General features: G+C 73.3%; 11 protein-coding genes and 1 riboswitch. Of the genes, 1 reads left to right on the plus strand and 10 read right to left on the minus strand.

What is annotated here, in order from left to right; all coding sequences use genetic code 11:
* From DEH69_RS15035 to DEH69_RS15080, 10 genes are all read right to left on the minus strand, one after another.
* Entirely contained in the window at positions 1-720 is a 720-nt protein-coding gene (locus tag DEH69_RS15035; protein WP_113687475.1) for a cobalt-precorrin-6A reductase, read from the minus strand.
* Complete coding sequence (locus DEH69_RS15040; protein WP_113687476.1) at positions 717-2,198, minus strand: cobyric acid synthase; 1,482 nt, start codon at positions 2,196-2,198, stop codon at positions 717-719. Before DEH69_RS15040 ends, DEH69_RS15035 begins: the two co-directional genes overlap by 4 nt.
* A complete protein-coding gene (gene cobF, locus DEH69_RS15045) occupies positions 2,198-2,917 on the minus strand; it encodes a precorrin-6A synthase (deacetylating) (protein WP_113687477.1) in 720 nt (239 codons plus the stop codon). The genes DEH69_RS15040 and cobF overlap by 1 nt, the downstream gene beginning before the upstream one ends.
* The gene (cobN, locus tag DEH69_RS15050) at positions 2,914-6,588 is read right to left on the minus strand and encodes a cobaltochelatase subunit CobN (protein WP_258534676.1); all 3,675 of its coding nucleotides are present in this window, start codon (positions 6,586-6,588) and stop codon (positions 2,914-2,916) included. The genes cobF and cobN overlap by 4 nt, the downstream gene beginning before the upstream one ends.
* Positions 6,572-7,381, minus strand: a complete 810-nt coding sequence (locus DEH69_RS15055; RefSeq protein WP_113687479.1) for an ABC transporter ATP-binding protein — start codon at positions 7,379-7,381, stop codon at positions 6,572-6,574. The genes cobN and DEH69_RS15055 overlap by 17 nt, the downstream gene beginning before the upstream one ends.
* Positions 7,378-8,427, minus strand: coding sequence for an iron ABC transporter permease (locus DEH69_RS15060; RefSeq protein WP_113687480.1), 1,050 nt, complete (start codon positions 8,425-8,427; stop codon positions 7,378-7,380). Before DEH69_RS15060 ends, DEH69_RS15055 begins: the two co-directional genes overlap by 4 nt.
* Before the next feature lie 8 nt (positions 8,428-8,435).
* On the minus strand, positions 8,436-9,476 hold the full coding sequence (locus tag DEH69_RS15065) for an ABC transporter substrate-binding protein (protein WP_113687481.1): 1,041 nt from the start codon (positions 9,474-9,476) through the stop codon (positions 8,436-8,438).
* A 68-nt stretch (positions 9,477-9,544) separates the two neighbouring features.
* A riboswitch (cobalamin riboswitch) is annotated at positions 9,545-9,732 on the minus strand.
* 183 nt (positions 9,733-9,915) lie between these two features.
* Positions 9,916-11,442, minus strand: a complete 1,527-nt coding sequence (locus tag DEH69_RS15070) for an alpha-N-arabinofuranosidase (RefSeq protein ID WP_113687482.1) — start codon at positions 11,440-11,442, stop codon at positions 9,916-9,918.
* A gap of 434 nt (positions 11,443-11,876) precedes the next feature.
* Positions 11,877-12,392: a lytic polysaccharide monooxygenase auxiliary activity family 9 protein gene (locus DEH69_RS15075; RefSeq protein WP_113687483.1), complete on the minus strand. Its 516-nt coding sequence runs from the start codon at positions 12,390-12,392 to the stop codon at positions 11,877-11,879.
* Between the two features lie 378 nt (positions 12,393-12,770).
* Positions 12,771-13,535 carry an ABC transporter permease subunit gene (locus DEH69_RS15080; RefSeq protein WP_258534677.1) on the minus strand — a complete coding sequence of 255 codons (765 nt, stop codon included), beginning with the start codon at positions 13,533-13,535 and terminating at the stop codon, positions 12,771-12,773.
* A 306-nt stretch (positions 13,536-13,841) separates the two neighbouring features.
* Here DEH69_RS15080 and DEH69_RS15085 point away from each other — a divergent pair, with 306 nt between their 5' ends.
* Positions 13,842-14,840 (plus strand): LacI family DNA-binding transcriptional regulator, encoded by a 999-nt coding sequence (locus tag DEH69_RS15085; RefSeq protein WP_113687485.1) that lies wholly within the window; start codon positions 13,842-13,844, stop codon positions 14,838-14,840.

Here is a 14,840-nt window from a genome sequence, read left to right on the forward strand (position 1 = left end):
TCACCGCGGCCCGAGGACCCACGCGGCCGCCTCGTCGACGTCGTGGACCGTGGGAACGCCCGAGGGGCCGGGCGGGCGGCGGACGACGACCACCGGCACGGACAGCCGCGCGGCGGCGGCCATCTTCGGCCAGGTGAAGGTGCCGCCCGAGTCCTTGGTGACGAGCACGTCGACGGCGTGGCGGCGCATCAACTCCAGCTCGCCGTCCAGGTGATAGGGCCCCCGGCTGGTGATCAGCCGCCACCGCCCGGGCAGCGGCAGGGCCGGGGGGTCCACGACGCGGGCGACGACGGGGCGGTGGGCGAGCGCCGGCACGAAGCGGCCCAGCTCCTGGCGGCCCACCGTCAGGAACGGGCGGGCGCCGAGCGCCGCCGCCTCGTCGGCAGCCCGCTCGTGCGTGCCGACCCACCTCCAGCCGGGACGTGGCTCCCACCCCGGGCGTTCGAGGCGCAGCAGGGGCACATCGGTGCAGGCGGCCGCCGCGTTCGCGGTCATGCCCACGGCGAACGGATGGGTGGCGTCGACGACCGCGTCATAGCCCGCGAGCGCGGCGCGCAGCCCGGGAACGCCGCCGAAGCCCCCGAAGCGGACCCGCCCGACGGGCAGTCGGGGCCGCGCCACGCGCCCGGCCAGGGACGTCGTGACGTCGACGCCCTCGCCGACCAGGCGCGCCGCGAGCGCGCGGGCCTCCGATGTGCCGCCGAGCAGCAGCAGCCTCATGCCGCGCCCCCGGGGGCCAGGACCGGCAGCCCGGGGGGCGCCCCGTCCCTGGCAAGCGCCAGCAGCGCGCCGACGTCGAGATGGCGCTCGACCAGATCGGCGATCAGCTCGACGCGGCGCTCGCGGGCCGCCGCGAAGCTCACCCCGGACGGGGCCAGGCCGAGCGTCTCGGCCAGGAACGCCGAGCGCAGGGCGTCGCCCTCGAAGGCGCCGTGCCACAGCGTGCCGAAGACGTTGCCCGCCCGAACGCCGCCGAGGAACTCCCGGGCGGAGCCGCCGACCGTGACGCGCCCGTGGTGGATCTCGTAGCCCGCCGCGGGCACGCCCAGCGCCGTCCCCTTCGGCAGCCGCAGCGTCTTGGCCTCGGCGAACTCGGTGCGCACATCGAGCAGTCCGAGCCCGTCGACGTCCGAGCCCGCCGCCCCCTCCACGCCATGCGGGTCGGCGATGCGGCGGCCCAGCAGCTGGAAGCCGCCGCAGATCCCGAGCAGCGGCTTGCCCCGGCGCGCGTGGTCTGCGATGGCGCGGTCGAGGCCCCTGGCCCGCAGCCAGGCGAGGTCGGCGAGCGTGGCGCGGGTGCCGGGCAGCACCAGCAGGTCGGCGTCGGCGACGTCCCGCGGATCGGAGGCGAACACGACGTCGAGGTCGGGTTCGAGGCCGAGCGCGTCCATGTCGGTGACGTTGCTGATCCTCGGGAGCCTGACGACCACGACGCGCCGCGCGCCGTCGCGGTCCGACCGCCGCCCCACCAGGTCGAGGGCGTCCTCCGCGTCCAGCCACAGCCCGGGCGCCCACGGAAGAACGCCGAACACCCGCCGCCCCGTGAGGCGTTCCAGGTCGGCCAGCCCGGGGCGGAGCAGGTCGCCATCGCCCCTGAACCTGTTCACCACGAACCCCGCGATCAGCGCCTGGTCGGCCGCCCCGAGCAGCCCCACCGTTCCGTACAGGGCGGCGAAGACGCCGCCCCTGTCGATGTCGCCGACGACGACGGCGGGCAGCGAGGCGTGCCGGGCGAGGCCCATGTTCACATAGTCGCTCGCCCGCAGGTTGATCTCGGCGGGGGAGCCCGCGCCCTCGGCCACGACCACGTCGTGCCGCGCGGCCAGGTCGTCGAACGCGCCGTGCGCGGCCTCGGCGAGGTGCCGTCGCCCCGTGGCGAAGTCCCGTGCGGAGACCTCGCCCGCCGGGTGCCCGAGCAGCACCACATGGCTGCGCCGGTCGCCACCCGGCTTGAGCAGCACCGGGTTCATGGCGGGCTCGGGGCGCACGCGCGCGGCCAGCGCCTGCACCCACTGGGCGCGGCCGATCTCGGCGGGCCGCCCGTCGGGGCCGAGGCAGACCATCGAGTTGTTGGACATGTTCTGCGCCTTGTACGGGGCGACCCGCACGCCCCGGCGGGCGAACGCGCGGCACAGCCCCGTCGTCACGACGCTCTTCCCGGCGTCCGATGTGGCGCCCGCGATCAGCAGTCCCGCCATCAGCGCACCCGGCGGAGCAGGTGGATCTCCATGACCCAGCCCGCGGCCGCCCTGGCCCGTTCGCGGGCCGCCGCCAGCCCGGGAAGAACGTCGCCGACGCGCCCGTGCGCCAACTCCTCGCCCTCCGCGCCGAGGTTGGCGCCCCACCAGATCGTCCAGTCGGCGAGTCCCGAAAGGTCGGGGTCGCCGCCCAGGAGGACGACGACGTTCTCCTGCCCGCCGTCGACGGCCTCGCGCAGTCGGCGCGCCGTGGTGACATGGACGGGCCTGCCGACCTCGTGCAGCACGATCCGGTGCCGGGCGGCGAGGAGTTGGGGCGCGCTGATGCCCGGCAGCACGTCCCATGTGGCCCGCAGGCGGCCGGCGAGCCGCCCGACCACGCGGATCGTGGAGTCGTAGAGCGAGGGGTCGCCCCACACGAGGAAGCCCGCGGTGCCGCGGCGGCGCGCCAGCTCCCGCTCGTACGCGGCCGCTCTGGCGTCGTGCCAGGCGGCGACCGCCGCGGGGTAGTCGGCCGGGTCGCCGCGGTCGCGCGCGGGGTCGGGGACGGCGACGAGCTCGACGCCGTGCCGCTCGCAGATCGCGCGCCGCACGGCGAGGAGCCCGTCGTCGGCGGACTTGCGGGGCGCGAGCACATAGTCGGTGCCGCGCAGCGCCTCGGCGACCTCGGGCGTCACATGCCGCGGGCCCATGCCGATGCCGAGGACCCGGATCCTCATCGTTCGCCCTCCTGACCGTCCTCCTGACCGTCCTCCAGGTCGCCCTCCAGGTCGCCCTCGACCTCCAGGTAGACCTGCCGCATCGCGGCCAGCAGGCCGGGGTCGGGCTCCGCCCACAGGCCGCGCTCGGCCGCCTCGTGGAGCCGCTCGACGATGCCGCGCAGCGCCCAGGGGTTGGACCGGCGCAGGAAGCGCTGGTTCGTCTCGTCGATGACGTACTGCCGGGCCAGCTCCTCGTACATGCCGTCGTGCACGACGCCCGCGGTGGCGTCGAAGCCGTACAGGTAGTCGACCGTGGCGGCCAGCTCGAACGCGCCCTTGTAGCCGTGCCGCCGCATCGCCGCGAGCCACCGGGGATTGACCACGCGGGCCCTGAAGATGCGGGAGGTCTCCTCGGCCAGGGTGCGGGTGCGCACCGCGTCGGGCGAGGTGGAGTCCCCGACATACGCCTTGGGGTCCGTCCCGGTGAGGGCGCGAACGGTCGCGATCATGCCGCCGTGGTACTGGAAGTAGTCGTCGGAGTCGGCGATGTCGTGCTCGCGGCTGTCGACGTTCTTGGCCGCGACCTTGATCCTGCGGTAGTTGGCGCGCATGTCGTCGGCCGCGGGGGCGCCGTCGAGGCCGCGCCCGTAGGCGAAGCCGCCCCACGCCGTGTAGACCTCGGCCAGGTCGTCGTCGTCGCGCCACGACCCGGACTCGACGGCCTGGAGGATCCCGGCCCCGTAGCTGCCGGGGCGCGAGCCGAAGACCCGCGTGGTCGCCCGGCGTTCGTCGCCGTGCCTGGCGAGGTCGGCGCGGGTGTGGGCCCGCACGAAGTTCCGCTCGTCCGGCTCGTCGAGCGCGGCGACCAGGCGGACCGCGTCGTCGAGCAGCGCGACGGCGTGCGGGAACGCGTCGCGGAAGAACCCGGAGATGCGCACCGTGACGTCGATGCGGGGGCGGCCGAGCTCGTCGAGGGGGACGACGGCGAGCCTGCCGACCCGGCGCGACTGCGCGTCCCACTCGGGGCGCACCCCCAGGAGCGCCAGGACCTCGGCGATGTCGTCCCCCGATGTGCGCATGGCGGACGTGCCCCACACGGACAGGCCGACGGACCGCGGATAGCCGCCCGTCTCCTCCAGGTAGCGCCGCACCAGCGACTCCGCCATCGCCTGACCGGCCTGCCACGCCAGACGCGACGGCACCGCGCGGGGGTCGACGGTGTAGAAGTTCCGCCCGGTCGGGAGCACATTCACCAGGCCGCGCAGCGGCGAGCCCGATGGCCCCGCGGGGACGAAGCCGCCGTCGAGCGCGTGGCGCACGGCGGCCAGCTCGTCGGAGGTGCGGGCAAGGCGCGGCACGACCTGCTCGGCGGCGAACGTCAGCACCCGGCGGACCTCCGCCGCGTCATGGAGCGCCGCTGCGGCGGCGGGGTCCCAGCCCGCCGCCTCCATCCCCTCGACCAGCGCGCGGGCCCTGGCCTCGAACGCGTCGACCTCGGCCGTGCCCGCCGCGGCGGCGTCCGCGAGCCCGAGCGCGGCGCGCAGGCCGGGAACGGCGTCGCCCACGCCACCCCACACCTGCGCCGCGCGCAGGATCGCGAGCACGAGGTTGACGCGGGCCGCGCCGGTCGGGGCCTCGCCCAGGATGTGCAGGCCGTCGCGGATCTGGGCGTCCTTGATCTCGCACAGCCAGCCGTCGACATGCAGGAGGAAGTCGTCGAACGCGTCGTCCTCGGGGCGTTCGTCGAGGCCGAGGTCGCGGTGCAGCTTGGCTGCCTGCATCAGCGTCCAGATCTCGCCCCGCACCGCGGGCAGCTTCGCCGGGTCCATCGCCGCGATGTTGGCGTGCTCGTCGAGGAGCTGTTCCAGCCGGGCGATGTCGCCGTAGGTCTCCGCCCTGGCCATCGGCGGCACGAGGTGGTCGACGATCGTGGCGTGCGCCCTGCGCTTGGCCTGCGCCCCCTCGCCGGGGTCGTTGACCAGGAACGGGTAGATCAGCGGCAGGTTGCCGAGCGCCGCGTCGGTGGCGCACGCGGCCGAGAGCGCGGCGTTCTTGCCGGGCAGCCACTCGAGCGAGCCGTGCTTGCCGAGGTGCACGACGGCATGGGCGCCGAAGCCGTGTTCGAGCCAGCGGTAGGCGCCGAGGTAGTGGTGGCTGGGCGGCAGGTCGGGGTCGTGGTAGATCGCGACGGGGTTCTCGCCGAAGCCGCGCGGGGGCTGGATCAGCAGCACGACGTTCCCCGCTGACAGGGTGGCCAGCACCAGCTCGCCCGCGTCGTTGACGAACAGGCTGCCGGGCGGCGGACCCCATGCCTCGGCCATCGCGTCGCGCAGCGCGGCGGGCAGGTCGCGGGTCCAGGCCGCGTACTCCGCCGCGCCGATGCGCACATGGGCGTCGGTCAGCTGCGCGGATGTCAGCCACTCCTCGTCCTGGCCGCCCGCGGCGACGAGGGCGTGGATGAGCGCGTCGCCCGCCTCGGTCTCCGTGAGGTCCGCGTCGAGGATGCGGACCACGGCGTTGTCCTGGCCCAGGTCGTAGCCGTCGCTCCGCAGTTGGCGCAGCAGGCGGACGGCCGAGACGGGGGTGTCGAGGCCGACGGCGTTGCCGATGCGCGCGTGCTTGGTGGGATACGCCGAGAGCACGACGGCGATCCGCTTGTCCCGGTGGGGCGTCGAGCGCAGTCGGGCGTGGTGGACGGCGAGGCGGGCGACCCGGTCGCAGCGCTCGGGGTCGGCGACGTAGCGGGGCAGCCCGTCGGCGTCGAACTCCTTGAAGGAGAACGGCGCGGTGATGATCCGCCCGTCGAACTCGGGAATGGCGATCTGGGCGGCCGAGTCAAGCGGCGTGACCCCGTCGCTCGACGCCTCCCACTCGGCGCGGCTCGACGTGAGGCACAGCCCCTGGAGCACGGGTATGTCGAGCGCCGCCATCCGCCGCACGTCCCACGCCTCGTCGTCGCCCCCCGCGCCGACGGCCGATGGCACGGTGCCGCCGGCCGCCAGCACGGTGACGATCAGGGTGTCGAGGGTGCCGAGCGCGTCGTAAAGGCTCTCGGGCGCCGAGCGCAGGGAGCCCGCGAAGAGCGGCACCCCGACGGCCTGGCCCGTCGCGTCGATCGCGTCGGCCAGGGCGTGGGCGAACGCCGTGTTCCCGCTGGCCTCGTGGGCCCGGTAGTACAGCACGCCGACCCGCGGCAGCCCCCGCTCTGGGGCCTTCGGCCTGGCGGCGTAGCCCCACGGGGGGAGCGTGGCCGGTGGCGCGAAGCCCTCGCCGGTCAGCAGCACCGTGTCGGACAGGAACGCGTGCAGCTCGGCCAGGTTGGCGGGGCCGCCCTCCGCCAGGTAACGGTGGGCCTCGGCCGCGACGCCGATCGGCACGGTCGAGCGCTCCATCAGCTCGGCGTTGGGCTGCGCTTCCCCGCCGATGACCACCAGGGGAGTGCCCCGGTCACGGACGGCCCCGAGTCCGGGCCACAGGTCGCTCGGGGAGCCGAGGAGCCGGACGACGACGAGATCCGCGTCGGCGATGGCGGCGACCAGGGCTTCGTCGCCGGTCCGCGCGGGGTTGGCCCACCGCCACGCCGCGCCGCTGGCGCGGGCGGAGAGCAGGTCGGTGTCGGACGTGGACAGCAGCGCGATGCGCTTGGCGGGCTCGGCCATCGCCGGGTTCCTCCTACGCGAGATGGTCATGGGGGGCGCCTTCGGGTCCCGTGGGCGGGAGGGTGCCGAGGAACCTGATGTGAGGGCGCCCGCCTGGCCCCGACGGGGTGACGTCGGCGCGCACCCGGTAGACGTGGGCGATGAGTTCCTCGGTGAGCACGTCGGCGGGGGCGCCGCGGGCCACCACGCGTCCCCGGCGCAGCACCAGGAGGTCGTCGCAGTACATCGCGGCGAGGTTCAGGTCGTGCAGGGCGACGACCGTGGTGAGGGGAAGGGCGGCGACGAGGGCCAGCAGATCGAGCTGGTGCTGAATGTCGAGGTGGTTGGTCGGCTCGTCAAGCAGGAGTTCGCGCGGCCGCTGGGCGAGGGCGCGGGCGAGCTGGGCGCGTTGGCGCTCGCCTCCGGAGAGCGTGTGCCAGGAGCGTTCGGCGTGGCCGGTGAGCCCCGTCTGTGCGAGGGCGGTGGCCACGGCCCGCTCGTCGTCCCCCGACACCGCGCCCCAGGGGCCCCGGTGCGGGACACGGCCAAGGCGCACCACGTCGGCAACGGTCAACTCGACCTGTGTGTCGGCCTGTTGCTCGACGACGGCCACCCGCTTGGCGACCGCCCCGCGGCGCAGCCCGCCGATCGGGCGCCCGTCGAGCGTGACCACCCCGCGGGCGGGGGAGAGAAGCCCGGCGAGCAGTCGCAGCAGGGTCGACTTGCCCGACCCGTTTGGTCCGAGCACCCCGGTCGTCCCGCCCTGGCGCGGCGTCAGGTCGACGCCGTCAAGGATCAGGCGCCCGCCCGCGGAACGGGTAACCCCCTCGGCCCTGAGCGTCATGACGCGCCCCCGACGCCCCTGGCGCCCAGGACGCCGCGGCGCGTGCGGAACAGCACGAGGACGAAGGCCGGGACCCCGACCAGCGACGTCACCACCCCCACCGGCACCTCCTGGGGATCGAGAGCGGTGCGCGCCAGGGTGTCGGCCCACACCAGGAACACCGCCCCCGCCAGGGCGCAGGCGGGGAACAGCCGCCCATGGCCGGGACCGGTCAGCGCCCTGGCGGCGTGCGGCAGCACCAGGCCGACAAAGCCGATGGCCCCCGCGGCGCTGACGAGCGCGCCGGTCAGCAGCGCGGTGGCGCACAGCAGGACCAGCCGGGTGCGGGCCACGGAGACCCCGAGCGAGGCGGCCGCGTCCTGCCCGAAGGCGAAGGCGTCCAGGGCGCGGGCGTGGCCAAGGCACACCACGAGGACCGCGAGCAGCGCCGCCAGGCACAGCCACACATCCGTCCAGTCCGCCCCGGCGAGCGAGCCGAGCAGCCAGAACAGCACGCCGCGGGTGGTCTCCGCGTCGGCGCCCGTCATCACCACAAAGGAGGTGAGCGCCGAGAACAGCTGCATCGCGGCGACGCCGGACAGGACCACCCGGTCGGGGCTGCCGCCCAGCGCGTGGCTCAGCAGCAGCACCAGCGCGAAGGAGCAGACGGCCCCGAGGAACGCGCCGCCCGAGACCGAGAGCGCGCCGCCCCCCGCGCCGATGACGACCACCGCGACGGCCCCCGTCGACGCCCCCGACGAGACGCCGAGCACGAACGGGTCGGCGAGCGGGTTGCGCAGCAGCGACTGCATCACCGCCCCGCACACCGCGAGACCGGCGCCGCACACGGCGGCGAGCACGGCGCGCGGCAGCCGCAGGTTCCACACGATCTCGCCCCGCAGCACCGTGAGGTCGGAGGTGCCAAGGCCGAGGCGGGAGGTGACGGTCGACCAGACGTCGCCGACGCCGATGGCCGCGGGCCCGATGGTGACGGCCGCGGCGACGGAGGCGCACAGCGCGGCGAGTCCCGCCGCCCACGGCAGGGCAGCCCGCGCGGTCGGCGCCATGCCGTGCCTCACTGCGCGAGCCCGTGCTCGCGCAGCCCCGCGGCCACCCGCTCCATGCCATCGACGGTGCGGATGGTCGGGTTCATGGCCTGGCCGCTGAGCAGGATGTACCGCTCGTTCCGCACGGCGGTCATGTTCCTGGTGACCGGGTGCGCCTGAAGGAACGCGATCTTCTCCTCCGCGCTCTCGGACGTCTGCGACCTGCGGGTCAGGTCGCCGAGCACCAGAACGTCGGGGTCGCGGTCGGCGACCGTCTCCCAGGTGATCTGGGGCCACTCCTCGCGGGTGTCGTCGAAGACGTTCTCCGCGCCGAGCGCGTCGGTGATGGCGCCGGGCGCGCCGCAACAGCCCGCCATGTAGGGGGACTCGGAGTTGGCGAACCAGTAGAGGAGCGTCACCCCCGACGCGTCGACGTCCGAGGCGGCCCGCGCCGCGCGCGCCCGAAGCTCCGCGACCAGCTCGTCGCCGCGCTCCTCGACGCCGAAGACCCTGGCCAGGTCGCGGACTTCGCCGTACACCGCCTCCATGGTGAACGCCTCGGCGCGCACCCCGTCGCCGCCGCCGCTGTTGTCCTTGCCGACGCAGTCGGCGGGCGACAGATAGGCGGGCACCCCCAGCTCGTCGAACCGCTCGCGGGTGGCCACGCCTCCCGTGCCGAGCGTGGAGGCGAACGACGCGGCGACGAAGTCGGGTTCGGCGTCGAGGACCCGCTCGAACGAGGGGGCGTTGTCGGCGAGGCGGGGCACCGAGGCGTTCGCCTCATCGAGCGCCTCGGGCAGCGGGTCGGTCCAGCCCGCGGTTCCGGCGAGCCGGTCGGCGAGGCCGAGGGAGAGCAGGATCTCGGTGGTGCCCTGGTTGAGCGAGACCGCCCGCCGCGGCGGAGCGGCGACCTCCACCGCGTGCCCGCAGTTGTCGAGCGCCAGCGGATGGCCGCCCTCCCCCCGCTGCGACGAGGGGGGCGGCGAGGGATCGGCGGCGCCGCAGCCGGTCAGGAGCAGGACTCCCGTTATGAGCGGGACGGAACGACGGACGAAGTGCGCGACCGGCATGGACTTCCCCGGGTGTCGAGGGCTCGAACGCGGAGCCCTGGCGGACGGTGACCCTCCGCCGCACGACATCGGGCGCGGAGGCCGCCAGCAGGTCTTCGGACTCGGGTTCACCCGGACGAGGCGCCTTCCCGGACCGTGACGTCGGTCCAGTGGCGGATGCCACGCCCGTCCCCCTCACCGCTGCGCGTCAGCTCCGGATTCGCACCGGATTCCCTGACCCACGCACGTGGGTTCGACTGGCCCCGGCAAGCTACCACAGGGGACGCGGGCGTTCCGCCACCCCATGGGTCGGGTGGCCCGGGGGCTGTTGTCGCCCCGGGCCGTCCGAGTGTGTAAGGGGTCCGCGTCAGAGCGCCACGAGTTCCCTTCCGAACCGCAGGGCGGTGAGCGGGCCCTTCGCCCGGCGGGCGTTCTGGCGGGAGCGGCCGCGTTGGCACGGTCACGGCAGGCGTGGGGCCCGGATCGTGACGAACGCGTGGGGCGGCAGCGTCAGCCGCAGCCCCGTGCCGGTCCTGGTGACGCCGTCGAAGGAACGGGGCGCCACCGTCTCGGGCGCGTCGCCGGTGTTGTGGTCCTGGATCCGGTCGGCGGTGAGGATCCGGGCGGTGAGCGAGCCCAGCTCACCGCCTCGCAGGTCGATGGAGACATCGGCGGGCTCGCGCGCGTCGAGGTTGCTGAGGGAGATCAGCACGTGGTCGTCCTTGACGCTGGCCGAGGCGGACAGGGTCTCCACCTCCGTGTCGTCGACCGTGCGCACGGTGCCCTCGGTCCGCAGGTGGACGGCGAGCGAGGCGGCGTCCTGGTGGCCCTTGTTCATCTCGAAGACGTGATACGTGGGGGTGAGGACGAGCCTTTCGCCGTCGGTGAGGATCATCGCCTGGAGGACGTTGACGGTCTGGGCGATGTTGGCCATGAACAGCCGCTCGGCATGCCGGTGGAAGATGTCGAAGTGGGTGCTGGCCACGAGCGCGTCGCGCAGCGTGTTCTGCTGGAAGAGGAAGCCGGGGTTGGTGCCGGGCTCGACGCTCCACCAGGTGCCCCACTCGTCCAGGACCAGCCCGACGCGCCGGTGCGGGTCGTAGCAGTCCATGACCGCGGAGTGGCCGGAGATGAGGCGGTCGACCCGGAGGGCCGCGGCCATGGTGCGGTAGTAGCCGTCCTCGGTGAAGTCCGTGGCGCTGCCCTTGTTCTCCCAGGGTCCCCCCAGCGTGTAGTAGTGGAACGAGACGCCTTGGAAGAAGTTCTTCGGCGTGGCCTCGCAGCCGAAGCAGCTGATCTGCCGCATCAGTTGCTCGGTCCACGCGAAGTCCCCGTCCGCGGCGCCCGCGGCGATGCGGTAGAGGGTGTTGTCGCCGTGGTCGCGGCAGTAGGTGGCGTACTGGCGGGCGAGGTCGGCGTAGTGCTCGGCGCGCATGCTGCCGCCGCAGCCCCACGCCTCGTTCCCGAGTCCCCAGAAGGGGACGCGCCAGGGCTGGTCGCGGCCGTTGGCCCTGCGCTGGCGCACCATGGGGCTCGCGCCGTCGCGGGTGAGGTATTCCACCCACTCGCTCATCTCCCGGACGGTGCCGCTGCCGACGTTCCCGCTGATGTAGGGGTCGGCGCCGAGGAGTTCACACAGGGCCATGAACTCGTGGGTGCCGAAGTGGTTGTTCTCCTCGACGTTGCCCCAGTGGGTGTTCACCATGACCGGGCGTTCCGCCTTGGGGCCTATGCCGTCCTTCCAGTGGTACTCGTCGGCGAAACAGCCCCCGGGCCAGCGGAGGTTGGGGATGTTCAACGCCCGCAGCGCCTCGACGACATCGAGCCTGATGCCGCCCTCGTGGGGGATGGGGGAGTCCTCGCCTACATAGAAGCCGCCATAGATGCAACGCCCCAGGTGCTCGGCGAAGTGCCCGTACAGATGGCGGGAGATCACCGGGCCCTCGATGTCGAGGTTGATGATCGCGGAACCGGTGTGACCGGACATGGGGAGATCTCCTTGGAGAGTGAGGGGGGCGACGGCGCTCATCCCTTGAAGCCCCCGGCGAGCAGTCCGCCGATGATGTGGCGCTGGGTGAAGACGAGGAACACGACCATCGGACCAGGACGATCGCGGACAGCGACCTTAGGCCAGGGAGCACGTCAAACCCACCCTCCTGTCGCGGGTCAAGAGTCGCGTCCGGATTCGCCACGCTTCCCCGCCCGGGGCGTGCGGCGCGCGGGTGGCGCCTGGGGTGCCGGTGACGCCGCGGGCCGGTGCGTTGGACACGCGTGAGGGCCCTCAGCGGTCGGTGCGGAACGCGCGTTCCGCACCGGTGCCGCAGAGGGCCCTCATGTCCCACCGCAACGCTTCGCCGACGTTCCTACCCGCGGGCCGCGTCCGGCTCGGCGGTCGGGGCCGGCGACGGTACCGGGGTCGCGTCAGCTGATGTTGACGTCGACGCAGGCGTAGAAGGCGTTCCCGGTGTCCGCGATGTTCCAGATGGCCAGGACCTTCTGGTTGCCGCGGATGCTGCCGAAGTTGACGTTGTGGCTCACCGTCGAGCCGGGGATGCTGTTCTGGTCGTCGAACTCGGCGACCAGGGTGTTGCCCACGTAGTACTGCCAGGTGCTGGTGCGGTGCTGGACCGTCAGCGTCCAGTTGAACGTCGTCGAGGTGCCGACGTTGTGGCGCTGCCAGCCCTTGCTGTCGTCGTTTAGCTCGGCGAAGCGGGCCACGCCGCCGTGGCAGTTGCGCTGGCCCTTCGGGCCCTCCACGCTCTGCGGCTCCCACTGGATGGAGCCACAGGGAACGACGCGGGCGGCGCACTGGGCCTGTCGGCTCGCCGGTGAGTTGATGTACCCGTGGGCGCTCGCCGTCGGGGCGGGGAGGCTCACTGCGAGGAGCGGAGCGATGGCGGCGCCGATCACGGCGGCCAGTTTCGTCTTCCTGTGCATGACAACTCCTGCGGTGTGTCGCCGGAGCGGATCGTGCAGGGCGGGAGGTCCGGCGCGATCCGCGGCGGCGAGAAGGGGGGGGGTGGGGGGTTGCGCTGAGGCTGGACTGTGCAGCTCGTCAACGCGAGCTGCCGTCACCGACCTTCACTCTCTGCTAGGTCTAGACCATGCCATCCTGCGCTCGCGAAGGGCAAGAAGTCGGCACAAGATTTTCGCGGCAACGGTCCAGTCGAGCCGGATTCGGTCCCCCCTGGCCGAAACCCCCGGGGTCCCGGCCCCGCGAGCGCGCACGCCGAAGTGGCACCGCCCGGCGGGCCGACCGCCCTCCGAGGCGGGGGCGGCCGGGCCATCGAGCGGTGCCGCGGTCGATCCGGTCCCTCAGTCGGCGCCCGAGCCGAGGAGTTCGCGGATGCGGGCGCTGAGCCGCTGGAACTCCGGGCTCTCCAGCGTCGGCTCGTACTCCCGGTGACCCGGGATGTCCACGGTGAACTCCTCGATGACGCGCCCAGGGCGCGGACCCATCACGATCGCCAGGGAGGCCAGGTACACCGCCTCGGTCACCGAGTGCGTCACCAGCACGACGGTCATGCCGGTGACCGCCAGGGTCGCGGCGACCTTGAGGCCGGAGAGCAGCTCGGGCAGCGCCGCGGGGAAGCGCACCTTCCAGAACGTCTTGACCGGCGAGGCGCCCATCGTCGAGGTGAGTTCGAGCAGCTCGGGGTCGACCGAACGCAGGCCGCTGATCCCGGAGATCACCACGGGGAAGAAGGCCATCAGCACGGCCACGAGGATCTTCGGGCTCGCGCCGAAGCCGAGCCACACCACGAACAGCGGCGCGATCGCGATCTTCGGGATCACCTGGGCGAACAGGATGAGTGGGTAGAACGTCTTCTCCAGCGTGGACGAGTAGACCATCAGAACGGCGAAGAGCACGCCGACCAGGCTGGCGATCGCGAAGCCCGCGATGGTCTCGCCCGTGGTGACGAGGGTGTGTTCCCACAGGTAGTCGGGGTAGTCGGCAAACGCTTGCCACGTGTCTCCCGGCGAGGGAATGATGTAGGGCTCGACCAGCTCGGTGGCGGTGACGGCGAACCACGCCACCACCAGCAGCGCGAGAAACGTGGCGGGGTAGACGGCCGTCATCACTCCACGCGAAGGACGGCGCCTGCGGCTCGGTGTTCCTTGGGGCAGCGGGACTGAAGGAAGGGCTGTGGCCTGCTGTGCCTGTTGCGTCATGCGGACCTCACGTCACGCTTCGGGGGACGACAGTGAGAAGCCTCGCTATGCTGGGAAAGCGCTTACCTGAGGTGCCCGCGGAAGTGGGATAGCGCTTTCCCGTTTCGGGGAAACTAAGTTGGCGTCGGTGGAGGGTCAATGCCTGTGCAGGGGACGGGTCGAGGGAAGCGGAAGAGGACGAGGGCGTCCAGCGGGAACACCACGCTCACGGATGTGGCCGCCCGCGCGGGAGTCTCCCTGGCCACGGCGTCCCGGGTGCTCAACGACAGCGACCGCAAGGTCGGGCAGGAGCACCGCGAGCGAGTCCTGCGCGCCGCACAGGAGTTGGACTACCGCACGGACCTGTCGGCGCAGGCCATGGCGCGTGGCATGGCTCCCGTGCTCGCCCTGCTCGTCAGCAGCATCGACGACCCGTACTTCTCGGCCATCGCCGAGGGGGTCGCCCAGTCCGCCCACGCACACGGCGTGATCGTCACGATCGCGATCACCGCGCGCGAAAGCGAGTGGGAGCTGGCCTCGCTTCGCCTGATCCGCGGGCAGCGGCCGCGCGCGATCCTGGTGAGCGGGAGCCGCGTCTTGGACAGCCCGCACAACGATGCGCTCCTGGCCGAGCTGCGGGGATTCACCGACAGCGGCGGCAGGGCCATCTTCCTGAGCCAGCCGGTCGGCGGCCTCGGCGCGGTGCGCCCCGCCAACGAGTCGGGTGCCAGGGAGCTGGGCGCCGCCATCGCGAACCTTGGCTATCACAAAGCGGCGGTGATCACCGGCTCGGAGTCCCTGCTGACCGTGGCGGAGCGGACGGAGGGCCTGCGGCAGGGGCTCGCCTCGCTGGGTGGCCGGATCACGATGGTGGAGAGCGACACGTTCGACCGCCTCGGCGGCTACCGTTCCATGCGGCGGCTCATCGAGTCGGGCCGGATCGCCGACGCGGACGTGCTGTGCGCGGGCAACGACTTCATGGCGGTCGGCGCGATGACCGCGCTGCGCGACAGCGGGATCGAGCCGGGCCGCGACATCGCCGTCACGGGCTTCAACGACATCGCGACGGCCGCGGATGTCACCCCCCAACTCACCACCGTGCGCTTCCCCCTCGCCGAGATCGGCCGTCGGGCGGCCGACCTCGCCCTCGACGGCTCGGCCCCGCCCACCGAGGACATCAGCGTGCCGGGCGAGGTGATCCTGCGCGCCTCGTGCCCCCGGCGCACGGGCTGA

Origin of the sequence: Streptomyces sp. PT12 (assembly GCF_003311645.1) — a bacterium.
Taxonomy (GTDB): Bacteria; Actinomycetota; Actinomycetes; order Streptomycetales; family Streptomycetaceae; genus Streptomyces.

Coding starts and splice junctions, on each gene's coding strand:
- DEH69_RS15035 (WP_113687475.1), bottom strand. CDS start 720: ATGAGGCTGCTGCTGCTCGGCGGCACATCGGAGGCCCGCGCGCTCGCG.
- DEH69_RS15040 (WP_113687476.1), bottom strand. CDS start 2,198: ATGGCGGGACTGCTGATCGCGGGCGCCACATCGGACGCCGGGAAGAGC.
- cobF (WP_113687477.1), bottom strand. CDS start 2,917: ATGAGGATCCGGGTCCTCGGCATCGGCATGGGCCCGCGGCATGTGACG.
- cobN (WP_258534676.1), bottom strand. CDS start 6,588: ATGACCATCTCGCGTAGGAGGAACCCGGCGATGGCCGAGCCCGCCAAG.
- DEH69_RS15055 (WP_113687479.1), bottom strand. CDS start 7,381: ATGACGCTCAGGGCCGAGGGGGTTACCCGTTCCGCGGGCGGGCGCCTG.
- DEH69_RS15060 (WP_113687480.1), bottom strand. CDS start 8,427: ATGGCGCCGACCGCGCGGGCTGCCCTGCCGTGGGCGGCGGGACTCGCC.
- DEH69_RS15065 (WP_113687481.1), bottom strand. CDS start 9,476: ATGCCGGTCGCGCACTTCGTCCGTCGTTCCGTCCCGCTCATAACGGGA.
- DEH69_RS15070 (WP_113687482.1), bottom strand. CDS start 11,442: ATGTCCGGTCACACCGGTTCCGCGATCATCAACCTCGACATCGAGGGC.
- DEH69_RS15075 (WP_113687483.1), bottom strand. CDS start 12,392: ATGCACAGGAAGACGAAACTGGCCGCCGTGATCGGCGCCGCCATCGCT.
- DEH69_RS15080 (WP_258534677.1), bottom strand. CDS start 13,535: ATGACGGCCGTCTACCCCGCCACGTTTCTCGCGCTGCTGGTGGTGGCG.